Consider the following 16,964-nt stretch of genomic DNA (forward strand, 5'->3'; position numbering starts at 1 on the left):
CGAGATCTTTGCGGGTGACGCCTGTCACGCTGGCGTTAAATGTATACATTACGCATACTGGATGTACATCGGCCACCGTTTACGGTTTCCGGTTTGTAAATTTTCCCCAGATCCACCACACGAAGGATGTACTCACATGGCTACGCTGAGCTTCGAACTCCCCGACGGCAGCACCCGAAACGTGGAGGTCACCCACCTGCTCAATGCCGGCTACGCAGGCCGCGAGCAGGATGAAGTGCAGGCCCACATCGAGGAACTTGCCCTGCTGGGCGTCCCCGGACCCGCCACGACCCCGGCGCTGTATCCGGTGTCACCGTATCTTGCGCAGCAGGCCTCGGAGGTGCGGGTGCAGCACGGAAAGACCTCGGGCGAGGCAGAGTGGGCGATGGTGATCACCGACGACGGCGTGCTGCTGACAGTCGCCTGCGACCACACGGACCGCGACCTCGAGGTGCACGGCGTGGCCTGGAGCAAGAATGCCAGCCCGGACGTGCTGGGCCGCAAGGCATGGCGGCTTGATGACGTCCGCGACCACCTGGACCGGATCACGCTGAAGGGGTGGGTCGGCGAGGGGGATGAAGCTGACACCCTGATCCAGGACAGCACCCTGGGGGCCTTGCTGACCCCGGATTACTGGCTGGAAGTCCTTTCGGAGCGCGGTCTGAACCAGCCCGGCACCGTCCTGATCTCCGGCACGGTGGCCATGACCAGCGGCGTGGACCAGTTTGCCCGCAGCTGGAAGGTGGAGATGGCGGATCCCGTGACCGGCCACTCGATCGATGCGGCCTACGTCGTGGAAAAAATGGCGGAACCCATCGGCTGAGCGCCGCCAGTCGGGTGGGGCATCCGCGGATGCGGCGATCGCGGATGCCCTGTGTGGGGATCCGTGTCGCCGTGCGGGGTGCCGGCGTAGACAGCGTTCGCTATCGCGCCGAAGACGGCGACGCCGATGGAGCTGCCGATCGATCGGGCGAAAAGGTTGGTTCCGGTGACCACGCCGCGCTCGTTCCATTCGACGCTCGTCTGGGCGGCGATCAGGGTGGGCGTCGCGACCAGCCCGAGTCCGAGCCCGACGATGAAGCAGCTGACGGCGACCAGCGCCACGTTGGGGACGGAGGCGGTGACGGCCAGGACCGCCGTGCCGATGACGGTGACCGTGATGCCGATCAGGGCAGTGTTCCGGAACCCGATGCGCAGATACAGGCGCCCCGACTGGGACGCACTGATCGGCCAGCCGATGGTCAGCGCCGCCAGGGCGAGCCCGGCCACGATCGGGGAGGTCGAGAGGGCTCCGACCAGGAACGTCGGAACGTACGAAGTGATGCCCAGCATGACCGCTCCCACACCGAAGGCGACCATCGCCGTCGTCGCCAGCAGCCGCCGGGACACCACCCACGGCGGCAGGACCGGCTCCGCCGCCCTCCGTTCGACGAGGATGAACGCGACGAACAGGAGGGCGCCGCCGGCGAACACTGCGTCGCTGATGGCGGAGTCCCAGGCCCAGGCCTGGCCGCCCTCGAGGGCCCCGAGAATGAGCAGGGTGAGCGAGACCGTGAGCAGCCCCGCGCCCAGATAGTCGACCCGGTGCTTTACGGGCTCGATGTTTTCGTGGAACGACCGGACCAGCATCCAGCCTGCCACCAGGCACAGCGGGATGTTCACGAGGAAGATGCCGCGCCAGATGCCGAGTGAGGCAAACACTCCCCCGAGCGTCGGGCCCACCACCGAGGAAACCGCCCACACGCTCGCCAGGTAGCCCTGCACTTTTGCCCGTTCGGCCAGGGTGTAGATATCGCCGGCGATGGTGATGGCCATCGGCTGGACCGCGCCGGCGCCCAGGCCCTGCACCACGCGGAAGGCGATGAGGACCGGCATGCTCCAGGCGAGTCCGCACAGGATCGAGCCGAGCAGGAACAGGCCGATTCCGATCAGCATGATCGGCTTGCGGCCGATGGTGTCGGAGAGCTTCGCGTAGACCGGGACGGACACGGCCTGCGCCAGCAGATAGGCGGAGAACAGCCAGGGGAACGACGTGAACCCGCCAATGTCATGCACGATCGCAGGCACGGCTGTCGCCACCACGGTCGCGTCGATCGCCACCAGGCCGGTGGAGAGCATCAGGGCGATGAGGACAGGTCCGCGTTTGGAGCGGAAACCGACTCCCTCGGCAGGCATGGTGGTCACGTGCATCACTCCCGGTGCGATGGTCTATTGAGCAGCGTCTATTGGGCCCAGTCGGCGTCGTCGTAGGGGCGTCCGCGGAAGTGGGCGCGGAGGTATTCGCCCACCACGGCGGCGCCCAGGTCCCCGGCTTCGGGCGCCACCACCCGGCCGTCGATGCGGCGGGCCATCCGCTGGACGAAGCGTTCCAGGGACGGGTCGTCGCCGAGCCGGAAGAACGTGGCCTGCGTGCCGGCCCGGGCAAGGCGGTCCAGTTCGGCGACCGTCACGCGGATGGTCTCCGGGTCCGGCGGCCAGCAGAACCACGACTCGCCGTCGGCCAGCAGGTGCGCGGTGGGTTCGCCGTCGGTCACCACGAGGAGGACGGGCTGCATCGACGGGTGCTGGCGGAAGAACCGGCCGGCCAGCAGCAGGCCGTGGTGCAGGTTGGTTCCCTGCTCCCGGAGGGCCGGCAGGGCCGTGAGCTCGCCAATGTCCATGGTCTGCGCGTAGCGGCCGAACGTGATCAGCTGCAGCCGGTCGCCGCGAAACCGGGTTGAGACGAGGTGGTGCAGGGCGAGGGCGGTGCGTTTCATGGGCACCCAGCGCCCCTCGGCGGCCATCGAGAAGGACACGTCCGCGAGCAGGACGACGGCGGCCTGCGTGCGCGCCTCCGTCTCCGTGACTTCGATGTCGCCCACGGCGAGGCGCAGTCCGCGGCCCGGGTCACCGCCGTCGGCGATCGTGCGGCGGATCGCGTTGGTGATGGTGCGGGTGACGTCCCACGGTTCGGCGTCGCCGAACTCCCACTGCCGGCTGGAGCCGGTCTGCTCCCCGGCCGCCCCGGCGACGCGCGTGTCCCGGCGCCCCTGCCGGCCGGAGAGTTGCTTGGCGGTGTCCCGCAGCAGCGACCTGCCAAGCCGCCGCATGGCCTGCGGGGACAGCCGGAGATCGCCGTCGGCCCCGCGCTGGAGGAAGCCGCCGTCCTGCATGGCCCGCTCGATCTCCGCGAGGGTGCGGGCCGACACGGCGGCATTCTGTCCCAGCTGGCGGGCGAGGGCGTCCAGGTCCAGGTCATCGAGGCGTGACCCGCTGTAGGCCTGGGAGAGCTGTTCGGCCAGCTCGTCCAGTTCGGCGATGTCCTGGAGCACGCCGGTGCCGTCGCCGAGCCCCAACCCTTCCTCGCCCTCGAAGCGTTCGGAACCGGCCCAGTCCTCGCCGGGACGCAAGGCCTGCAGGTTGGAATCGAGTTGGCCCAGCTGTGCCATAAGCTCGGGCGAGCCGAACGCCTGGGCGGAGAGCCGCATCAGCTCCTCGCGCTGCTCGGCGGACATGGATTGCAGCAGCCGCTGGGCGGCGGCCGCGCGCTGGGCGAGCGCGTCCACCAGCTCCTCGACCGATTGCGGGTTCTCCGGGAAGAACTGGCCGTGCTTGGCCATGAATTCCTGGAAGTCCGCGGCGGGGTCCTCGCCGCGCCGGTGTTTGCCGAGGAGTTCGTTGAGGTCCTGCAGCATCTCGGCCACGGCGGCACGGTCCTCTTCGGTGGCGCCCTCGAGCGCCTCCTTCATGCCGGCGAACCGCTGGTCCAGGATTTCGCGGCCCAGCAGGTCCTTGATCCGCTCGTAGGCCTCCCGGGCGGTGCTGGACTGCCAGTCATAGGAGGCGAGCTCGTTGACCGCTGCCGCCGTGGAGCGCGGCAGGTTCTGCAGCTGCATCTCCCGGAAGGCGCGGTCGGTGTTGTCCATCATGGCGTCGCGGGCGAGTTGCTTGCGCTCCTCCAGCACCGCGGTGTCTAGCAGTTTCTGGACTTCGCTGAGGGTGCCGTCCAGGTTGTGCCGGCCCAGCAGTTCACTGCGCCGCTGCTGGACGCGGCCGGCGAGGTCGTCGAGCCCTTCCCGGCTCCGGCCGCCGCGCCGCAGGAACTCCTGCAGGGCGTGCCGGGGCGAGTAGCCGGCCATGACGTCCTCGGCGACGGCGTCCAGCGCCTCCGCCAGGTCCACCGGCGGGGTGAGCGGATCCGGTCCTCCCGTGTACCGGCCGTACCTGGACCGGTTGTGAGCGGTCATGAGGCCTCCTTAGCCGTAAAGCTGCCTACCCGTAGATCGTCTCCTCGTCGTCGGACTCCTTGGAGATCCGCCGGGCGAGGTAGAGCCCTTCCAGTGCAAGTTCGACGGCGGCGGCGCGCTGCCCGTCGTTTGTCGCGCCCAGGCGCTCACTGATGTCGTCGTAGAGGCTGGATCCGTTGAGGGACGGGAGGTTGTGGAGGAACTCCCGCGCGGTGACCAGTTCCCCGGTGGTCACCGTGGCGTGGCCGTCGAGCGCGGCCACGAGCGGACCCATGTCGAGGCCGTGGAAGTGCGCCCGCACGGCTTCCGCGGTGGCCATGCGCAGGAGGTGGTCCAGGACGTCCTGTTCCCGGCCTTCCTCACCGGATTCGAACTCGATCTTCCCGGCCAGGACGTCCACGGCGGCGTCCAGGTCGATGATCCGGGCGACGGCCTCGTCCTCGCCGCGCACGCTGGCCCGGCGCAGGGCCGCCGCGGCGACGGTTTCGGCACCGGCGATGGCGAACCGCGCGGAAACCCCGGAGGTCTGGTTGACCGCCGGCGACTGCCGCAGTGCCCGGGTGTAGCGGGCCAGGATCTCGAGGATAACGGGCGGGACGCCGGCCACCAGCTGCCCCTCCTGCCGGATGACGGCCACCTCGTCGTCGAGCTCGATCGGGTAGTGGGTGCGGATCTCGGCGCCGAAGCGGTCCCGCAGCGGGGTGATGATCCGGCCGCGGTTCGTGTAGTCCTCCGGGTTGGCGGACGCGACCACCAGGACGTCCAGGGGCAGCCGCAGCACATACCCGCGGATCTGGATGTCGCGTTCCTCCATCACGTTGAGCATCGAGACCTGGATCCGCTCGGCGAGGTCGGGCAACTCGTTGATGGCGATGATGCCGCGGTTGGAGCGCGGGACCAGGCCGTAGTGGATGGTTTCCGGGTCCCCGAGACGGCGGCCCTCGGCCACCCGCATCGGGTCGACGTCGCCGATCAGGTCCGCGACGGAGGTGTCCGGCGTCGCGAGCTTTTCGACGTACCGTTCCGAGCGGTGCCGCCACGCCACCCGCAGCCGGTCCCCCTCGGTGAGGGCCAGGGCGCGGGAGTGTTCGGTGATGGGGTCGTACGGGTGTTCGTTCAGTTCCGAGTCCTCGATCACCGGCGACCATTCGTCCAGCAGCCCGGCCAGGGTGCGCAGGAGCCGGGTCTTGCCCTGTCCGCGTTCGCCGAGCAGGACGACGTCGTGCCCGGCGAGCAGGGCCCGCTCGAGCTGGGGCAGCACGGTCCGGCTGAACCCGTACATCCCGGGCCAGGGATCGCGTCCAGCGGCGAGCGCGGCGAGCAGGTTGTCGCGGATTTCGCGGCGCAGGTCTTTGTGGACGTGGCCGGAGGCACGCAGTTCACCAACAGTGAAGATATCGGGGCGATCACTCACTCCTCCACCGTAGACCTCTACCGTGCGGGGAATCGAGGGATTTGTTCAGATTCCCTGCGCTTTGGGGTCGAGTGCGTCATACGCTGGATGCTGATGACTGCAGCACCGCCGCCGGCATCGCCGGCACCCGCGACTTCACCTGAGCGGCAGGGCACGCTCCTGCTTCTGGTGCGCCACGGGGAGACGCCGACGACGGGCATGGTGCTGCCCGGGCGGGCCCCGGGACTGCATCTGTCCGCCCGTGGCGGGGCCCAGGCCGAACGGGTCGCGGAACGGCTCTCTGGTCTATCGGTCGACGCCCTCTATTCGTCCCCGCTGGAGCGCGCCTGCGAAACGGCAGAGCCGACGGCGGCCCGCACGGGGCTGGCCGTGAAACACGACGACGGGCTGCTCGAGTGCGACTTCGGCGAGTGGACCGGCGCCGCGATCGCCGACCTGGCGGCCCTGCCGGAGTGGCAGACGGTACAGCACAGCCCGTCAGCGTTCCGCTTCCCGAGCGGCGAGAGCTTCACGGAAATGCAGGCGCGGATCGTCGGAGCACTGGAAGTGTTGCGAACAGCCCACGCCGGGGGCGTCATCGTGTGCTTCTCCCACGCCGACCCCATTAAGGCCGCCGTCGCCCACGCCCTGGGCACGCATCTGGACCTGTTCCAGCGCATTCTCATCAGCCCGGGTTCGGTGTCGGCCATCTCGTTTGTGGAGGGCCAGGACCCAGCGGTGCTCATGGTGAATTCGACGTCAGAGCCGCTCAGTGGGCTGAGGGCGCAGTGAGCGGGGACTTACGGTGGGACAAACGGTGAAACGGGGCAGACGGTGTCCGGCCGGGAGCTGACCCTGCTCACCGAGGGCAGCGTCGAACTGCTCGGACGTATCCCGGGCAGCAGCAACGAGACGTTCCTGGTCAGTGTCTCCTGCGGGGACGAGTCAGCGTATGCGGTCTACAAGCCGGAGGCCGGGGAACGGCCGCTGTCTGATTTCGAGCCCGGGCTCTACCGGCGGGAACGCGCCGCCTACCTGCTCAGCGAGTCCCTGGGCTGGGGACTGGTGCCTCTGACGGTCATTCGCGATGACGCCCCGTTGGGAATCGGTTCGCTGCAATGGTTCATCGAATGCGACTTCCAAGAGCATTACTTCACACTGCACGAGAACGCCCCCGAGACCCACCGCGAGCTGGCGCGGATCGCCCTGTTCGACTACGTCGCCAACAACACCGACCGCAAAAGCGGGCATGTGCTTCGCGGCGACGACGGACGGGTGTGGGGCATCGACCACGGGCTGTGCTTCTCGGCGCCTTTCAAGCTGCGCACCGTGATCTGGGACTTCGCCGGCGACCCCATCCCCGACGCGCTGCTTGAGGACATCGCACCGCTCGCCGAGGCCGCGCCTGCCGAGGTGGCGGAGCTCCTCGACGACGACGAGGTCACCGCCCTGCAGCACCGCGTGCAGCGCTTGCTGCGCGCACGGGTGCTGCCGGTTGACCGCACCGGCATGCGTTACCCGTGGCCGCTCGTGTAGGAGCCCACTCGTTCGGGTGTCCGCTTGCTTTGGTGCCGTCCACGGGCTGCCTTCCCGTCTCGCAGGACCCGCAAAGACCCGGGTCTTCGGATGTCTCACAGATCTCACGCGGTGACTCGTTGGCCGTCCAGTAGGAATTTGGCGTCGGCCCACCCCGACTGCGGTGGTTGAAGCAGCCCGCCGCTGGCAGGAGAACCCCCGCACCGACACCAACGCGAAGCTCACCGACGTGACTCTCATTGCCCACGGGATTCATACGGCGGTGTCGATGAGCCTTCCGCTGCAGTTCCATGTTGGATTCGGTGACCGCGACCTGGACCTCCACAAAACCAATCCCCTGTACCTCTTGGACTTTCTCCGGTCCCCCGATGTCCGGGACATACCAATCATGCTGCTTCACTGCTATCCGTTCGAGCGCGAAGCCGGCTATTTGGCCCACGCCTTTGAAAACGTCTACATCGATGTGGGCCTTGCCGTGAACTCCACCGGGTCGCGGAGCCGTGATCTGGTGGCCCGCTCATTCGAACTGGCTCCCTTCACGAAGATTCTTTACTCCTCCGACGCATTCGGCCCGGCCGAACTCCACTACCTCGGAGCGAGACTGTGGCGCAACGCCATCACCAAGGTAGTCGGCGGATGGATCGACGACGACAACTGTTCCGAGGCGGATGCCCGCAGGATCGTGCAACTCGTCGCACGCGACAACGCCCGCCGTGTGTACGCGGTCCCCTGAGCGCCGGCCCGAGATCCCGAGCAAACAAAACGGACATCATGTTGAACCCCGGCCCAGCAAAATCGAACCAGTCTGAATTCGACGGACTCTGATGCCGTCGTCTTGACCTTCTATGGAGCCCAGTCGGCGTCGTCCGCTGGCGTTTTGTCAGTTTCCATAGGACAGTGCCTGCCACAGGATCACTGCCAACAGGGCACCGGCCGCGAGAATGACAGCCCAGGTTTCCCTGCGCAACCGCCGATCAGCGCGCTTCCGGGGCTTCGAGAGCCTCACTGATTGTCCGACGGGCAAGGCGTTCCAAGACACGCGGCGCCCGCGTGGCACATTTGTCGGTTTCATGGCCTACCGCAAGATGACGGTGCGGTTGCCGAGCAGCAGGATCCTGCCTTCACAATGCCAGCGGACGGCGTTGCGGAGGGCCGCGCATTCGGCATCCCGGCCCACCGCCACCAGGTCATCAGCGGTGTACGTGTGGTCCACATCGATGACCTGCTGGGAAATGATCGGGCCCTCGTCGAGTTCGGCGTTGACGTAGTGAGCCGTGGCGCCCACGGTCTTGACGCCGCGGTCGTAGGCCTGGTGGTACGGCTTTGCGCCTTTGAAGCTGGGCAGGAACGAGTGGTGGATGTTGATGGTCCTTCCTGCCAGCTGAGCCGAGAGCTCATCGCTCAGGACCTGCATGTAACGGGCCAGGACCACGAGTTCCACGTCGAAGGCGTCCACCAGCTCCATTAGCCGGGCCTCCGCCTCGGGCTTGGTGTCCTTGGTGACTGGCAGGTGGAAGAACGGGATGCCGTGCCACTGGACCAGGCCCTCCTGGTCGCGGTGGTTGGACACCACCGCCACGATTTCCACCGGAATGTCGCCGGTGCGTGCCCGGAAGAGTAGATCGTTGAGGCAGTGGCCCATTTTGGACACCATCACCAGGACACGGCGTTTGCGGCCGTGCGGTTCCAGCTGCCAATTCATCTCCCACTTTTCGGCCACAGGCGTGAAGTCGCGGCGCAGGTCCTCGGTGCTGAAGGAATCCTGCCCTGAGGAGGAGTCGGAGGAGGAACCCGAGGAAAAGTGGACGCGCATAAAGAAGTGCCGTTGCCCCTTGTCCCCGTACTGCTTGATGTCCAGGATGTCGGAGCCGTGGTCGAGCAAGAATCCCGAGACCGCGTGGACGATGCCCGGCGACTCCGCACAGTCGACGGTCAGTACATGCTCTGCCGTGGCACCGGTTTCCACAGCTGCAGGCTCGGAGCTGTTTGGGGTCTCTGCGGTCATTTCTTCACCTTCTCAAACTCTCGCGCAACAGCTGATGCCTCTTCCTGCGCGAGCTCAGCCTGGAACCGTGAATAACGGGCCAGGTGCGCGGGGCGCCGGCGCAGCACGAACCACGCGGCGCCGAGCAGGATGAACCAGACCGGCGTGACCAGGAGTGCCAGAAGTGTGTCCGGCTGCGTGGTCAACGCCCAGAGGACGAAGGCGAAGAACGCGAAGACCACGCAGACCATGGGGATTCCGCCGGGCATCTGGAACTTGGACGCGTCATGCAGGTGCGGGCGGCGACGGCGGAAGGCCAGGTAACTGGCCAGGATGATGGACCACACGAACACGAAGCAGACGGCCGACACGGTGGTCACCATGTCGAAGGCCTTGCCGATGTCCTGTCCCGCGTACATCAGCACCACGCCGGAGAGCAGGAGAACGCAGGACAGGAACAGCGCGTTCTGCGGGACCTTACGCCGGGACAGGCTGCTGAACACTGACGGCGCGTCGCCCTCCTGGGCCAGCCCGTAGACCATGCGCGACGTGGAGTAAATGCCGGAGTTGGCCGAGGACATGGCCGAGCTGAGCACCACGAGGTTCACGATCGTTGCCGCAGCTCCGAGCCCTGCCAGGGAGAACATGGCGATGAACGGGCTGTGGCCAGCCTGGAACTGGGTCCAGGGAGTGACAGACATCAGGATGATCAGTGCGCCCACGTAGAAGAGCAGCACGCGGATGGGGATGGAGTTGATGGCCTTCGGCAGGCTCTTGTCCGGGTCCTTGGCCTCCGCGGCGGTGGTGCCCACCAGCTCAATGCCCACAAAGGCGAACACTGCGATCTGGAAGCCGGCCACAAAACCCATGAACTCGTTCGGGAAGAAACCGCCGTGGCTCCACAGATTCGTGAAGCTGGCAGGGCCGGCGTCGGACTGGAAGCCGCTGAAGATCATGAACAGGCCCACCACGATCAGCGCCACGATAGCGACGATCTTGATCAGCGCGAACCAGAACTCCGTCTCGCCGAACGCCTTCACCGTGGTGAGGTTCAGGAGCAGGAGGATGGCCACGGTGGCCAGGCCCGGGATCCACAGCGGCAGTCCCGGCCAGAGTTCCTTGGAGTAGCCGGCAATGGCGATGACGTCCGCGATTCCCGTGATCACCCAGCAGAACCAGTACGTCCATCCGGTGAAGAAGCCGGCCCAGGGCCCGAGGAGGTCCGCTGCGAAGTCGCTGAAGGATTTGTAGTTCAGGTTGCTCAGCAGGAGCTCGCCCATGGCCCGCATCACGAAGAACAGCATGAAGCCGATGATCATGTAGACGAAGATGACGGAGGGTCCGGCCGCGGAGATGGTTTTGCCCGAGCCCATGAACAGGCCGGTGCCGATGGCGCCGCCAATGGCGATCAGCTGGATGTGCCTGTTGCTGAGCTGCCGCTCAAGATGCGGTTCCTGGTGGGAAGTTACGGTTTCAGTTGTCACGTGCTGCTCCTCGAATCAATGCTGTCTGGAGTGCTGCTGAGGTGGGCGCCTGACCCGGTCCGCCGGGAACAGAGTCAAGGCTGTTGAAGCTGTAGAGATGGATGCCCGCGAGGTTGCCAGGCTGGCTTTCCAGCCTGGACACCAGGCTTTGCGGCGAGTAGAGGTCGCCGCTCAGGAGTTTGCGGGCCAGCGGACCCTTCCGGCTCAGGAACTTCAGGGAACTTCCGACGCCGATCTGCGTCGCCAGGGAGACCAGCTTGGTCCGGGGCACGGACCCTGCCACCCCAGCCCAGACGGGCAGCTCAACGCCTTCGCGGCGCAGGAGCGCCGCATAATCAAGGATTTTCTCCGGAGCGAAGCACATCTGGGTCACAACGTGCGAGGCCAGGTGCTGCTTTGCCAGGAGCGCATCCAGCACGTCCACGGGCCCGGCGAAGGGGTGGCCCTCCGGGTAGCCCGCAATGCCTGCCCGCATCAACCCGCCGGAGTACTGCGCGATGTCCTCCAGCAGAGGAAGGGCGGACTCATACGGGCCGGCCGGCTGCTTCCGGTCCCCGCCGATGACAAACACCTCGCGGATGCCGGCGGCATCGCAGTCGCGGAGGATTCCGGTCAGCTCGGCCCGGTCATGCAGGGTCCGCGCGGCGAGATGCGGGATGACGGTGTAGCCCAGCACACCAAGCTGCACGGCAGTGCGCATGGTCCGCTCGATGCCGTGATGGGGCAGGCACGTCACCGTGAGCGTCGTGGTCAACGGCACCAGGTCCGTGACGCGCTCAACGATCCCCGCGGAAGGGATGATTTCTATTCTGATGGGGAACATCATTGGTCCTCTCTGAACATCAGATTTTTTGGGCATCAGGTTTTTGGGCATCAGGGTTGGGTTGTTCAGGCCGTAGCCGCGAGCAGGGTGCTGGCTTCCTGGCGGGTGCTTCCGGAGCTTTCGATGTGCGCGAGCTGGGCCGGGATTTCCCGGCCTTTCTTACGCATCGCGGTGGCCCAGAGCCGGCCGGCGCGGTAGGAGGAACGGACCAGGGGTCCGGACATGACGCCGAGGAAGCCGATCTGGTCCGCTTCGTTCTGCAGGTCCACGAATTCCTGCGGCTTGACCCAGCGGTCCACCGGCAGGTGCCGTTCGGAGGGGCGCAGGTACTGGGTGATGGTGATCAGGTCGCAGCCGGCCTCGTGCAGGTCCCGCAGCGCCTCGGAGATTTCCTCGCGGGTCTCGCCCATGCCCAGGATCAGGTTGGACTTGGTCACCATGCCGAGCTTGCGGCCCTGGGTGATGACGTCCAGGGAGCGGTCGTAACGGAACGCCGGGCGGATCCGCTTGAAGATCCGGGGCACGGTTTCGACGTTGTGGGCGAAGACCTCGGGCCTGGAGTCGCAGATCGCCTCGATGTGCTCGGGCTTGCCGGAGAAGTCCGGGATCAGCAGTTCGACGCCGGTGCCCGGGTTCAGTTCGTGGATCTTGCGGACCGTCTCGGCGTAGAGCCAGACGCCCTCATCGGCGAGGTCGTCGCGGGCCACGCCGGTGACGGTGGCGTAGCGCAGGGCCATGGCCTGGACCGAGCGGGCCACCTTGGTGGGCTCGAACATGTCCACGGGGGAGGGCTTGCCGGTGTCGATCTGGCAGAAGTCGCAGCGCCGGGTGCATTCGGAGCCGCCGATCAGGAACGTGGCTTCCTTGTCCTCCCAGCATTCGAAGATGTTCGGGCAGCCGGCCTCCTCACACACCGTGTGGAGGCCCTCCTTCTTGACGAGGTTCTTGAGCTGGACGAACTCGGGGCCCATCTGGACCTTGGCCTTGATCCATTCCGGCTTCCGTTCCACCGGTGTGGCCGCGTTTCGCTGCTCAATGCGCAGCATCTTCCGGCCTTCTGGTGCCAGTGTCATTAGTTCTCTTTCCTTCAGCATTCGACGACGTTGACGGCGAGGCCGCCCATGGCCGTTTCCTTGTATTTGGAGCTCATGTCCTTGCCGGTTTCGCGCATGGTCACGATGACCTCGTCGAGGGAGACCCGGTGCGTGCCGTCGCCCCAGAGGGCCATTTTGGCGGCGTTGATGGCTTTGGCGGCGGCGATCGCGTTGCGTTCGATGCACGGGACCTGGACGAGCCCGCCAATCGGATCGCAGGTCAGGCCCAGGTTGTGCTCCATCGCGATTTCCGCGGCGTTCTCCACCTGCTGGGGCGTGCCGCCCATGACTTCGGCCAGGGCCGCGGCGGCCATCGAGGACGCCGAGCCGACCTCGCCCTGGCAGCCGACCTCCGCACCGGAAATCGAGGCCTGCTCCTTGTACAGCACCCCGATCGCGCCGGCGGTCAACAGGAACTTGACGATCGTCTCGTCGCGGTCGGCCTGGGTGGCCTTGTCCATGCCGGGGGCGAAGTGCAGCGCGTAGTAGAGCACGGCCGGGATGATGCCGGCGGCGCCGTTGGTGGGGGCGGTGACCACGCGCCCGCCCGAGGCGTTTTCCTCGTTCACGGCCAGCGCGATCAGGTTGACCCATTCCTGCCAGTACTTCGGGTCCCGGTAGTCGGGGTCCTGGCCGAGGGTTTCCTTCATGAGCCGTTTGTGCCAGTCCGGGGCGCGGCGGCGGACCTTGAGCCCGCCGGGCAGCAGCCCTTCACGTTTGAGGCTGACCTCGACGCAGCCTTCCATCACCGAGTAGATGTGCAGCAGCCCTTCCCGGATCTCCGCCTCGGTCCGGCTGTCCTCTTCGTTGATCCGCATCACCTCGCTGATGCTCAGCGAGGTCTTCCGGCAGTGTTCCAGCAGTTCGGCGGCCGTGCGGAACGGCAACGGCAGTTCCTTCTTGGATTCGTCGAGCTCCTGCTGCGCCGCGTCCTCCTCGCCTTCACGGACAATGAAGCCGCCGCCGACGGAGAAGAACGTGGCCTGGTGCAGCGCCTCGCCGTCGGCACCGGAAACCGTGAACGTCATGCCGTTGGTGTGCCGGGGCAGGATGGTCAGCGGCCGCAGGACGATGTCCTTCACCCCATACGGCAGGGACACAGCCCCGCCCAACTGCAGCGTGCCGGTCCCGGCGATCGCGGCCAGCCGCTCCTCCACTTCCTCGGGGAGGATCTGCTCGGGGTGGAAGCCCTCCAGGCCCAGCAGGATCGCGGTCATCGTGCCGTGGCCGTGGCCCGTGGCAGCGAGCGAGCCGTAAAGGTCCACCCGCAGCGACGCCACCTCCGCCAGCCTGCCGAGGGACTTGAGTTCTTCAGCAAACACGGCGGCGGCCCGCATGGGGCCAACGGTGTGCGAACTGGACGGCCCTATCCCGATGGAAAAGAGGTCGAAGACTCCAACTGCCATGATGCGTACCTTCCGCGGAGAAAGAGAATGATGGTCAATGACTAGAGGCGGGGCTCACCGCACCGGTCCCGGCCCCCCAATGACCCTGGACCGGTGCGATGATGCGCCCATTGAGCGCTAGGCGAGGTTAGCAACCGAGGGGTAGAGCGGGTGGGCGGCGGCGAGGGCCTCCACCCGGGAGCGGAGCCCGGACAGGTCCGCGCCGGCGTCGGCGGTCAAAGCCTCAGCAATGATGTCCGCCACCTCGGCGAAGGCGGCCTCGCCGAAGCCGCGGGTGGCCAGCGCCGGGGTGCCGATCCGCAACCCGGAGGTGACCATCGGCGGGCGCGGATCGAACGGGACGGCGTTGCGGTTGACCGTGATGTCGATTTCCGCGAGGCGGTCCTCGGCTTCCTGCCCGTTGAGCTCGCAGTTGCGCAGGTCCACCAGGACCAGGTGCACGTCGGTGCCGCCGGAGATCACGTTGATCCCCTTCGCGGTCACATCCGGCTGGACCAGCCGCTCGGCCAGGATCCGGGCGCCGGCCAGCACCCGCTCCTGGCGCTCCTTGAACTCTTCGGACGCGGCGATCTTGAAGGCCACGGCCTTGCCGGCGATCACGTGCTCCAGCGGGCCGCCCTGCTGCCCGGGGAACACCGCCGAGTTGATCTTCTTGGCGATGTCGGCGTCGTTGGAGAGGATGATGCCGCCGCGCGGACCGGCGAGGGTCTTGTGCGTGGTGGAGGTGGTGACGTGGGCGTGCGGGACCGGGGACGGGTGCAGCCCGGCCGCGACGAGGCCGGCGAAGTGCGCCATGTCCACCATCAGGTACGCGCCGACGGAGTCCGCGATCCGGCGGAACTCGGCGAAGTCGAGCTGGCGGGCGTAGGCGGACCAGCCGGCAACGATCAGCGCCGGCTTGTGCTCCTGGGCCAGGCGCTCGACCTCGGCCATGTCGATCCGGTGGTCCTCCTCGCGGACCTGGTACGGGATGACGTTGTAGAGCCGGCCGGAGAAGTTGATCCGCATCCCGTGGGTGAGGTGCCCGCCGTGCGCCAGGTTCAGGCCCATGATGGTGTCCCCGGGCCGGATCAGGGCATGCATCACCGAAGCGTTCGCCTGCGCGCCCGAGTGCGGCTGCACGTTGGCGTACTCCGCGCCGAACAGGGCCTTGACCCGGTCGATCGCGAGCTGCTCCACCACGTCAACATGCTCACAGCCGCCGTAGTAGCGCTTGCCCGGGTAACCCTCGGCGTACTTATTCGTCAGCACCGAACCCTGCGCCTGCATCACGGCTTTGGCGGTGTGGTTCTCCGAGGCGATCATCTCCAAACCGTCCCGCTGCCGGGTGAGTTCGGCGTCGATCTTCGCGGCGATCTCCGGATCCAGGGCGGACAGGTCCGCGTCCAGGCTCGCGGAGACGACCTGCTCAAACGCGACGGTACCCGTCGCGGCGCTCACAGTTCGCCGCCGTTCTTGGACGCGTACTCCTGGGCCGACATCAGTGGGCCTTCTTCGGTCACGGCGACCTTGAACAGCCAGCCGGCCCCGTACGGGTCGCTGTTGATCAGCGCCGGATCGGAAACGACGGCGTCATTGATCTCCACCACCTCGCCGGTGACGGGGGCGTAGAGGTCCGAGACGGACTTGGTCGATTCGACCTCACCGCAGGTCTCCCCCGCGGTCACCGCGGAGCCGACCTCGGGCAGGTCCACGTAGACGATGTCGCCCAGGGCGTCGGCGGCCACGGCCGAAATCCCAATTCCTGCAGGGCCCGATCCGTCGGCAGCAACCCACTCGTGTTCAGCGGAGTACTTCAGTTCGGCTACAACTTTGCTCATTGATCTCAATCCTTAAGTTCGTATGTGGTTTCGGCAGGCTCAGCCAGCAGCGACCGGCTACTTTTGGCGCTTGTAGAACGGCAGCGCGACGACTTCGAACGGCTCCGCCTTGCCGCGGAGGTCAATGTCCAGGGCTGTGCCCGGTGCGGCGTGTTCGACGTCGACATAGGCCATGGCGACGGGGTAGCCCAAAGTGGGTGAGGGCTGTCCGGAGGTCACTTCGCCCACCACGTTGCCGTCCTTGAGGACCGGGTAGTGGCTGCGGGCGGCGCGGCGGCCCAGGCCCTTGAGCCCGACGAGCTTGCGGCCCGTCGTGGAGCCTGCGCCGGCTGCCTTGAGCTCGCTCAGGGCGGCCTTGCCGACGAAGTCCGACTCCTTGGCGAGCGAGACGACCGGGCCCAGGCCTGCCGCGTACGGGTTGCCTTCGCGGGAGAGTTCGTTGCCATAGAGCGGCATGCCGGCTTCCAGACGCAGCGAGTCACGGCAGGCCAGGCCGGCGGGGATGAGCCCGTGGCTGGCGCCGGTTTCCAGCAGTGCTTCCCAGAGGCTGGCGGCGTCCCCGTTGGGAATGTAAATTTCGAAGCCGTCCTCGCCGGTGTAGCCGGTGCGGGCGAGGAGCAGGTCCTGTCCGTTGATCTGCACTTCAACCGCAGCGTAGTACTTCAGTTCGGTGACCAGCGAGTGTTGCTCGGCTGGGACAAGGGTCAGCAGAATGGCCTCTGCGTTCGGGCCCTGGACGGCGATCAGCGAGGTCGCGGCGGAAACATCCTCCACCGTCACGTCGAACCGGCCTTCTTGGGCAGAACCGGCCCGTTCGGCCAGCGCCGCGGTAACCACCGCAGCGTTGCCGGCGTTGGGGACCACGAGGTACTTGTCCTCGCCACGGCGGTAAGAGATGAGGTCATCGATGATGCCGCCGTCCTCGTGGCAGATCAGCGAGTACTTCGCTTTGCCTATGGCCACCGCCGAGAGCTTCCCGGCCAGGGCGTAGTCCAGGAACGCTGCGGCATCCGGGCCGCTGACCCAGACTTCGCCCATGTGGGAGAGGTCGAACAGGCCCGCGGCGTTGCGGACGGCGTGGTGCTCGGCCAGTTCCGATTCGTACTTGAGCGGCATCTGCCAGCCGCCGAAGTCCGTGAAGGAGGCGCCGGCTTTTTTGTGCTGCTCGTAGAGAGCGGTGTAATTCTCACTCATCAGG

At 66.8% G+C, this 16,964-nt stretch carries 15 protein-coding genes; 4 read left to right on the top strand and 11 right to left on the bottom strand.

The window, feature by feature from the left end; all coding sequences use genetic code 11:
- Nucleotides 1-136 precede the first annotated feature (136 nt).
- Complete coding sequence (locus AC1DXI_RS11120) at nucleotides 137-823, top strand: DUF2848 domain-containing protein (RefSeq protein ID WP_476938658.1); 687 nt, start codon at nucleotides 137-139, stop codon at nucleotides 821-823.
- Here the strand turns inward: AC1DXI_RS11120 and AC1DXI_RS11125 are convergent.
- Genes AC1DXI_RS11125 through AC1DXI_RS11135 form a run of 3 tightly spaced genes read right to left on the bottom strand, consistent with a single transcriptional unit; the run spans nucleotide 787 to nucleotide 5,640 of the window.
- Nucleotides 787-2,190, bottom strand: a complete 1,404-nt coding sequence (locus AC1DXI_RS11125; RefSeq protein ID WP_476938659.1) for an MFS transporter — start codon at nucleotides 2,188-2,190, stop codon at nucleotides 787-789. The genes AC1DXI_RS11120 and AC1DXI_RS11125 overlap by 37 nt on opposite strands.
- A 32-nt stretch (nucleotides 2,191-2,222) precedes the next feature.
- The gene (locus AC1DXI_RS11130) at nucleotides 2,223-4,226 is read right to left on the bottom strand and encodes a vWA domain-containing protein (RefSeq protein ID WP_476938660.1); all 2,004 of its coding nucleotides are present in this window, start codon (nucleotides 4,224-4,226) and stop codon (nucleotides 2,223-2,225) included.
- Between the two features lie 25 nt (nucleotides 4,227-4,251).
- On the bottom strand, nucleotides 4,252-5,640 hold the full coding sequence (locus AC1DXI_RS11135) for a sigma 54-interacting transcriptional regulator (RefSeq protein ID WP_476938661.1): 1,389 nt from the start codon (nucleotides 5,638-5,640) through the stop codon (nucleotides 4,252-4,254).
- A gap of 87 nt (nucleotides 5,641-5,727) precedes the next feature.
- Here AC1DXI_RS11135 and AC1DXI_RS11140 point away from each other — a divergent pair, with 87 nt between their 5' ends.
- From AC1DXI_RS11140 to AC1DXI_RS11150, 3 genes are all read left to right on the top strand, one after another.
- The gene (locus AC1DXI_RS11140; protein WP_476938662.1) at nucleotides 5,728-6,411 is read left to right on the top strand and encodes an MSMEG_4193 family putative phosphomutase; all 684 of its coding nucleotides are present in this window, start codon (nucleotides 5,728-5,730) and stop codon (nucleotides 6,409-6,411) included.
- A 42-nt stretch (nucleotides 6,412-6,453) separates the two neighbouring features.
- Nucleotides 6,454-7,155, top strand: a complete 702-nt coding sequence (locus AC1DXI_RS11145; RefSeq protein ID WP_476938663.1) for an SCO1664 family protein — start codon at nucleotides 6,454-6,456, stop codon at nucleotides 7,153-7,155.
- A 163-nt stretch (nucleotides 7,156-7,318) separates the two neighbouring features.
- Nucleotides 7,319-7,888 (top strand): amidohydrolase family protein, encoded by a 570-nt coding sequence (locus AC1DXI_RS11150; protein WP_476938664.1) that lies wholly within the window; start codon nucleotides 7,319-7,321, stop codon nucleotides 7,886-7,888.
- A 342-nt stretch (nucleotides 7,889-8,230) separates the two neighbouring features.
- Here the strand turns inward: AC1DXI_RS11150 and purU are convergent, their stop codons facing one another.
- From purU to gcvT, 8 genes are all read right to left on the bottom strand, one after another.
- Nucleotides 8,231-9,160, bottom strand: coding sequence for a formyltetrahydrofolate deformylase (gene purU / locus AC1DXI_RS11155; RefSeq protein WP_476938665.1), 930 nt, complete (start codon nucleotides 9,158-9,160; stop codon nucleotides 8,231-8,233).
- Nucleotides 9,157-10,623: a D-serine/D-alanine/glycine transporter gene (gene cycA / locus AC1DXI_RS11160; protein ID WP_476938666.1), complete on the bottom strand. Its 1,467-nt coding sequence runs from the start codon at nucleotides 10,621-10,623 to the stop codon at nucleotides 9,157-9,159. The genes purU and cycA overlap by 4 nt, the downstream gene beginning before the upstream one ends.
- The gene (locus AC1DXI_RS11165; protein ID WP_476938667.1) at nucleotides 10,613-11,449 is read right to left on the bottom strand and encodes a methylenetetrahydrofolate reductase; all 837 of its coding nucleotides are present in this window, start codon (nucleotides 11,447-11,449) and stop codon (nucleotides 10,613-10,615) included. Before AC1DXI_RS11165 ends, cycA begins: the two co-directional genes overlap by 11 nt.
- Nucleotides 11,450-11,511: 62 nt before the next feature.
- Nucleotides 11,512-12,519: a lipoyl synthase gene (lipA, locus tag AC1DXI_RS11170; protein WP_476938668.1), complete on the bottom strand. Its 1,008-nt coding sequence runs from the start codon at nucleotides 12,517-12,519 to the stop codon at nucleotides 11,512-11,514.
- Between the two features lie 14 nt (nucleotides 12,520-12,533).
- The gene (locus AC1DXI_RS11175; RefSeq protein ID WP_476938669.1) at nucleotides 12,534-13,946 is read right to left on the bottom strand and encodes an L-serine ammonia-lyase; all 1,413 of its coding nucleotides are present in this window, start codon (nucleotides 13,944-13,946) and stop codon (nucleotides 12,534-12,536) included.
- 117 nt (nucleotides 13,947-14,063) lie between these two features.
- Entirely contained in the window at nucleotides 14,064-15,386 is a 1,323-nt protein-coding gene (glyA, locus tag AC1DXI_RS11180; protein WP_476938670.1) for a serine hydroxymethyltransferase, read from the bottom strand.
- Nucleotides 15,383-15,766, bottom strand: a complete 384-nt coding sequence (gene gcvH, locus AC1DXI_RS11185) for a glycine cleavage system protein GcvH (RefSeq protein ID WP_476874398.1) — start codon at nucleotides 15,764-15,766, stop codon at nucleotides 15,383-15,385. The genes glyA and gcvH overlap by 4 nt, the downstream gene beginning before the upstream one ends.
- Nucleotides 15,767-15,823: 57 nt before the next feature.
- Entirely contained in the window at nucleotides 15,824-16,960 is a 1,137-nt protein-coding gene (gcvT, locus tag AC1DXI_RS11190; RefSeq protein WP_476938671.1) for a glycine cleavage system aminomethyltransferase GcvT, read from the bottom strand.
- Nucleotides 16,961-16,964: the final 4 nt, after the last annotated feature.

Source organism: Arthrobacter sp. P1_H7, assembly GCF_056405215.1.

Bases quoted from the DNA above. Each gene is read 5' to 3' on its own strand.
- AC1DXI_RS11120 (WP_476938658.1), top strand. From the start codon at position 137: ATGGCTACGCTGAGCTTCGAACTCCCCGACGGCAGCACCCGAAACGTG.
- purU (WP_476938665.1), bottom strand. From the start codon at position 9,160: ATGACCGCAGAGACCCCAAACAGCTCCGAGCCTGCAGCTGTGGAAACC.
- gcvT (WP_476938671.1), bottom strand. From the start codon at position 16,960: ATGAGTGAGAATTACACCGCTCTCTACGAGCAGCACAAAAAAGCCGGC.
- gcvH (WP_476874398.1), bottom strand. From the start codon at position 15,766: ATGAGCAAAGTTGTAGCCGAACTGAAGTACTCCGCTGAACACGAGTGG.
- AC1DXI_RS11140 (WP_476938662.1), top strand. From the start codon at position 5,728: ATGCTGATGACTGCAGCACCGCCGCCGGCATCGCCGGCACCCGCGACT.
- lipA (WP_476938668.1), bottom strand. From the start codon at position 12,519: ATGACACTGGCACCAGAAGGCCGGAAGATGCTGCGCATTGAGCAGCGA.
- AC1DXI_RS11125 (WP_476938659.1), bottom strand. From the start codon at position 2,190: ATGCACGTGACCACCATGCCTGCCGAGGGAGTCGGTTTCCGCTCCAAA.
- AC1DXI_RS11175 (WP_476938669.1), bottom strand. From the start codon at position 13,946: ATGGCAGTTGGAGTCTTCGACCTCTTTTCCATCGGGATAGGGCCGTCC.
- AC1DXI_RS11165 (WP_476938667.1), bottom strand. From the start codon at position 11,449: ATGATGTTCCCCATCAGAATAGAAATCATCCCTTCCGCGGGGATCGTT.
- AC1DXI_RS11130 (WP_476938660.1), bottom strand. From the start codon at position 4,226: ATGACCGCTCACAACCGGTCCAGGTACGGCCGGTACACGGGAGGACCG.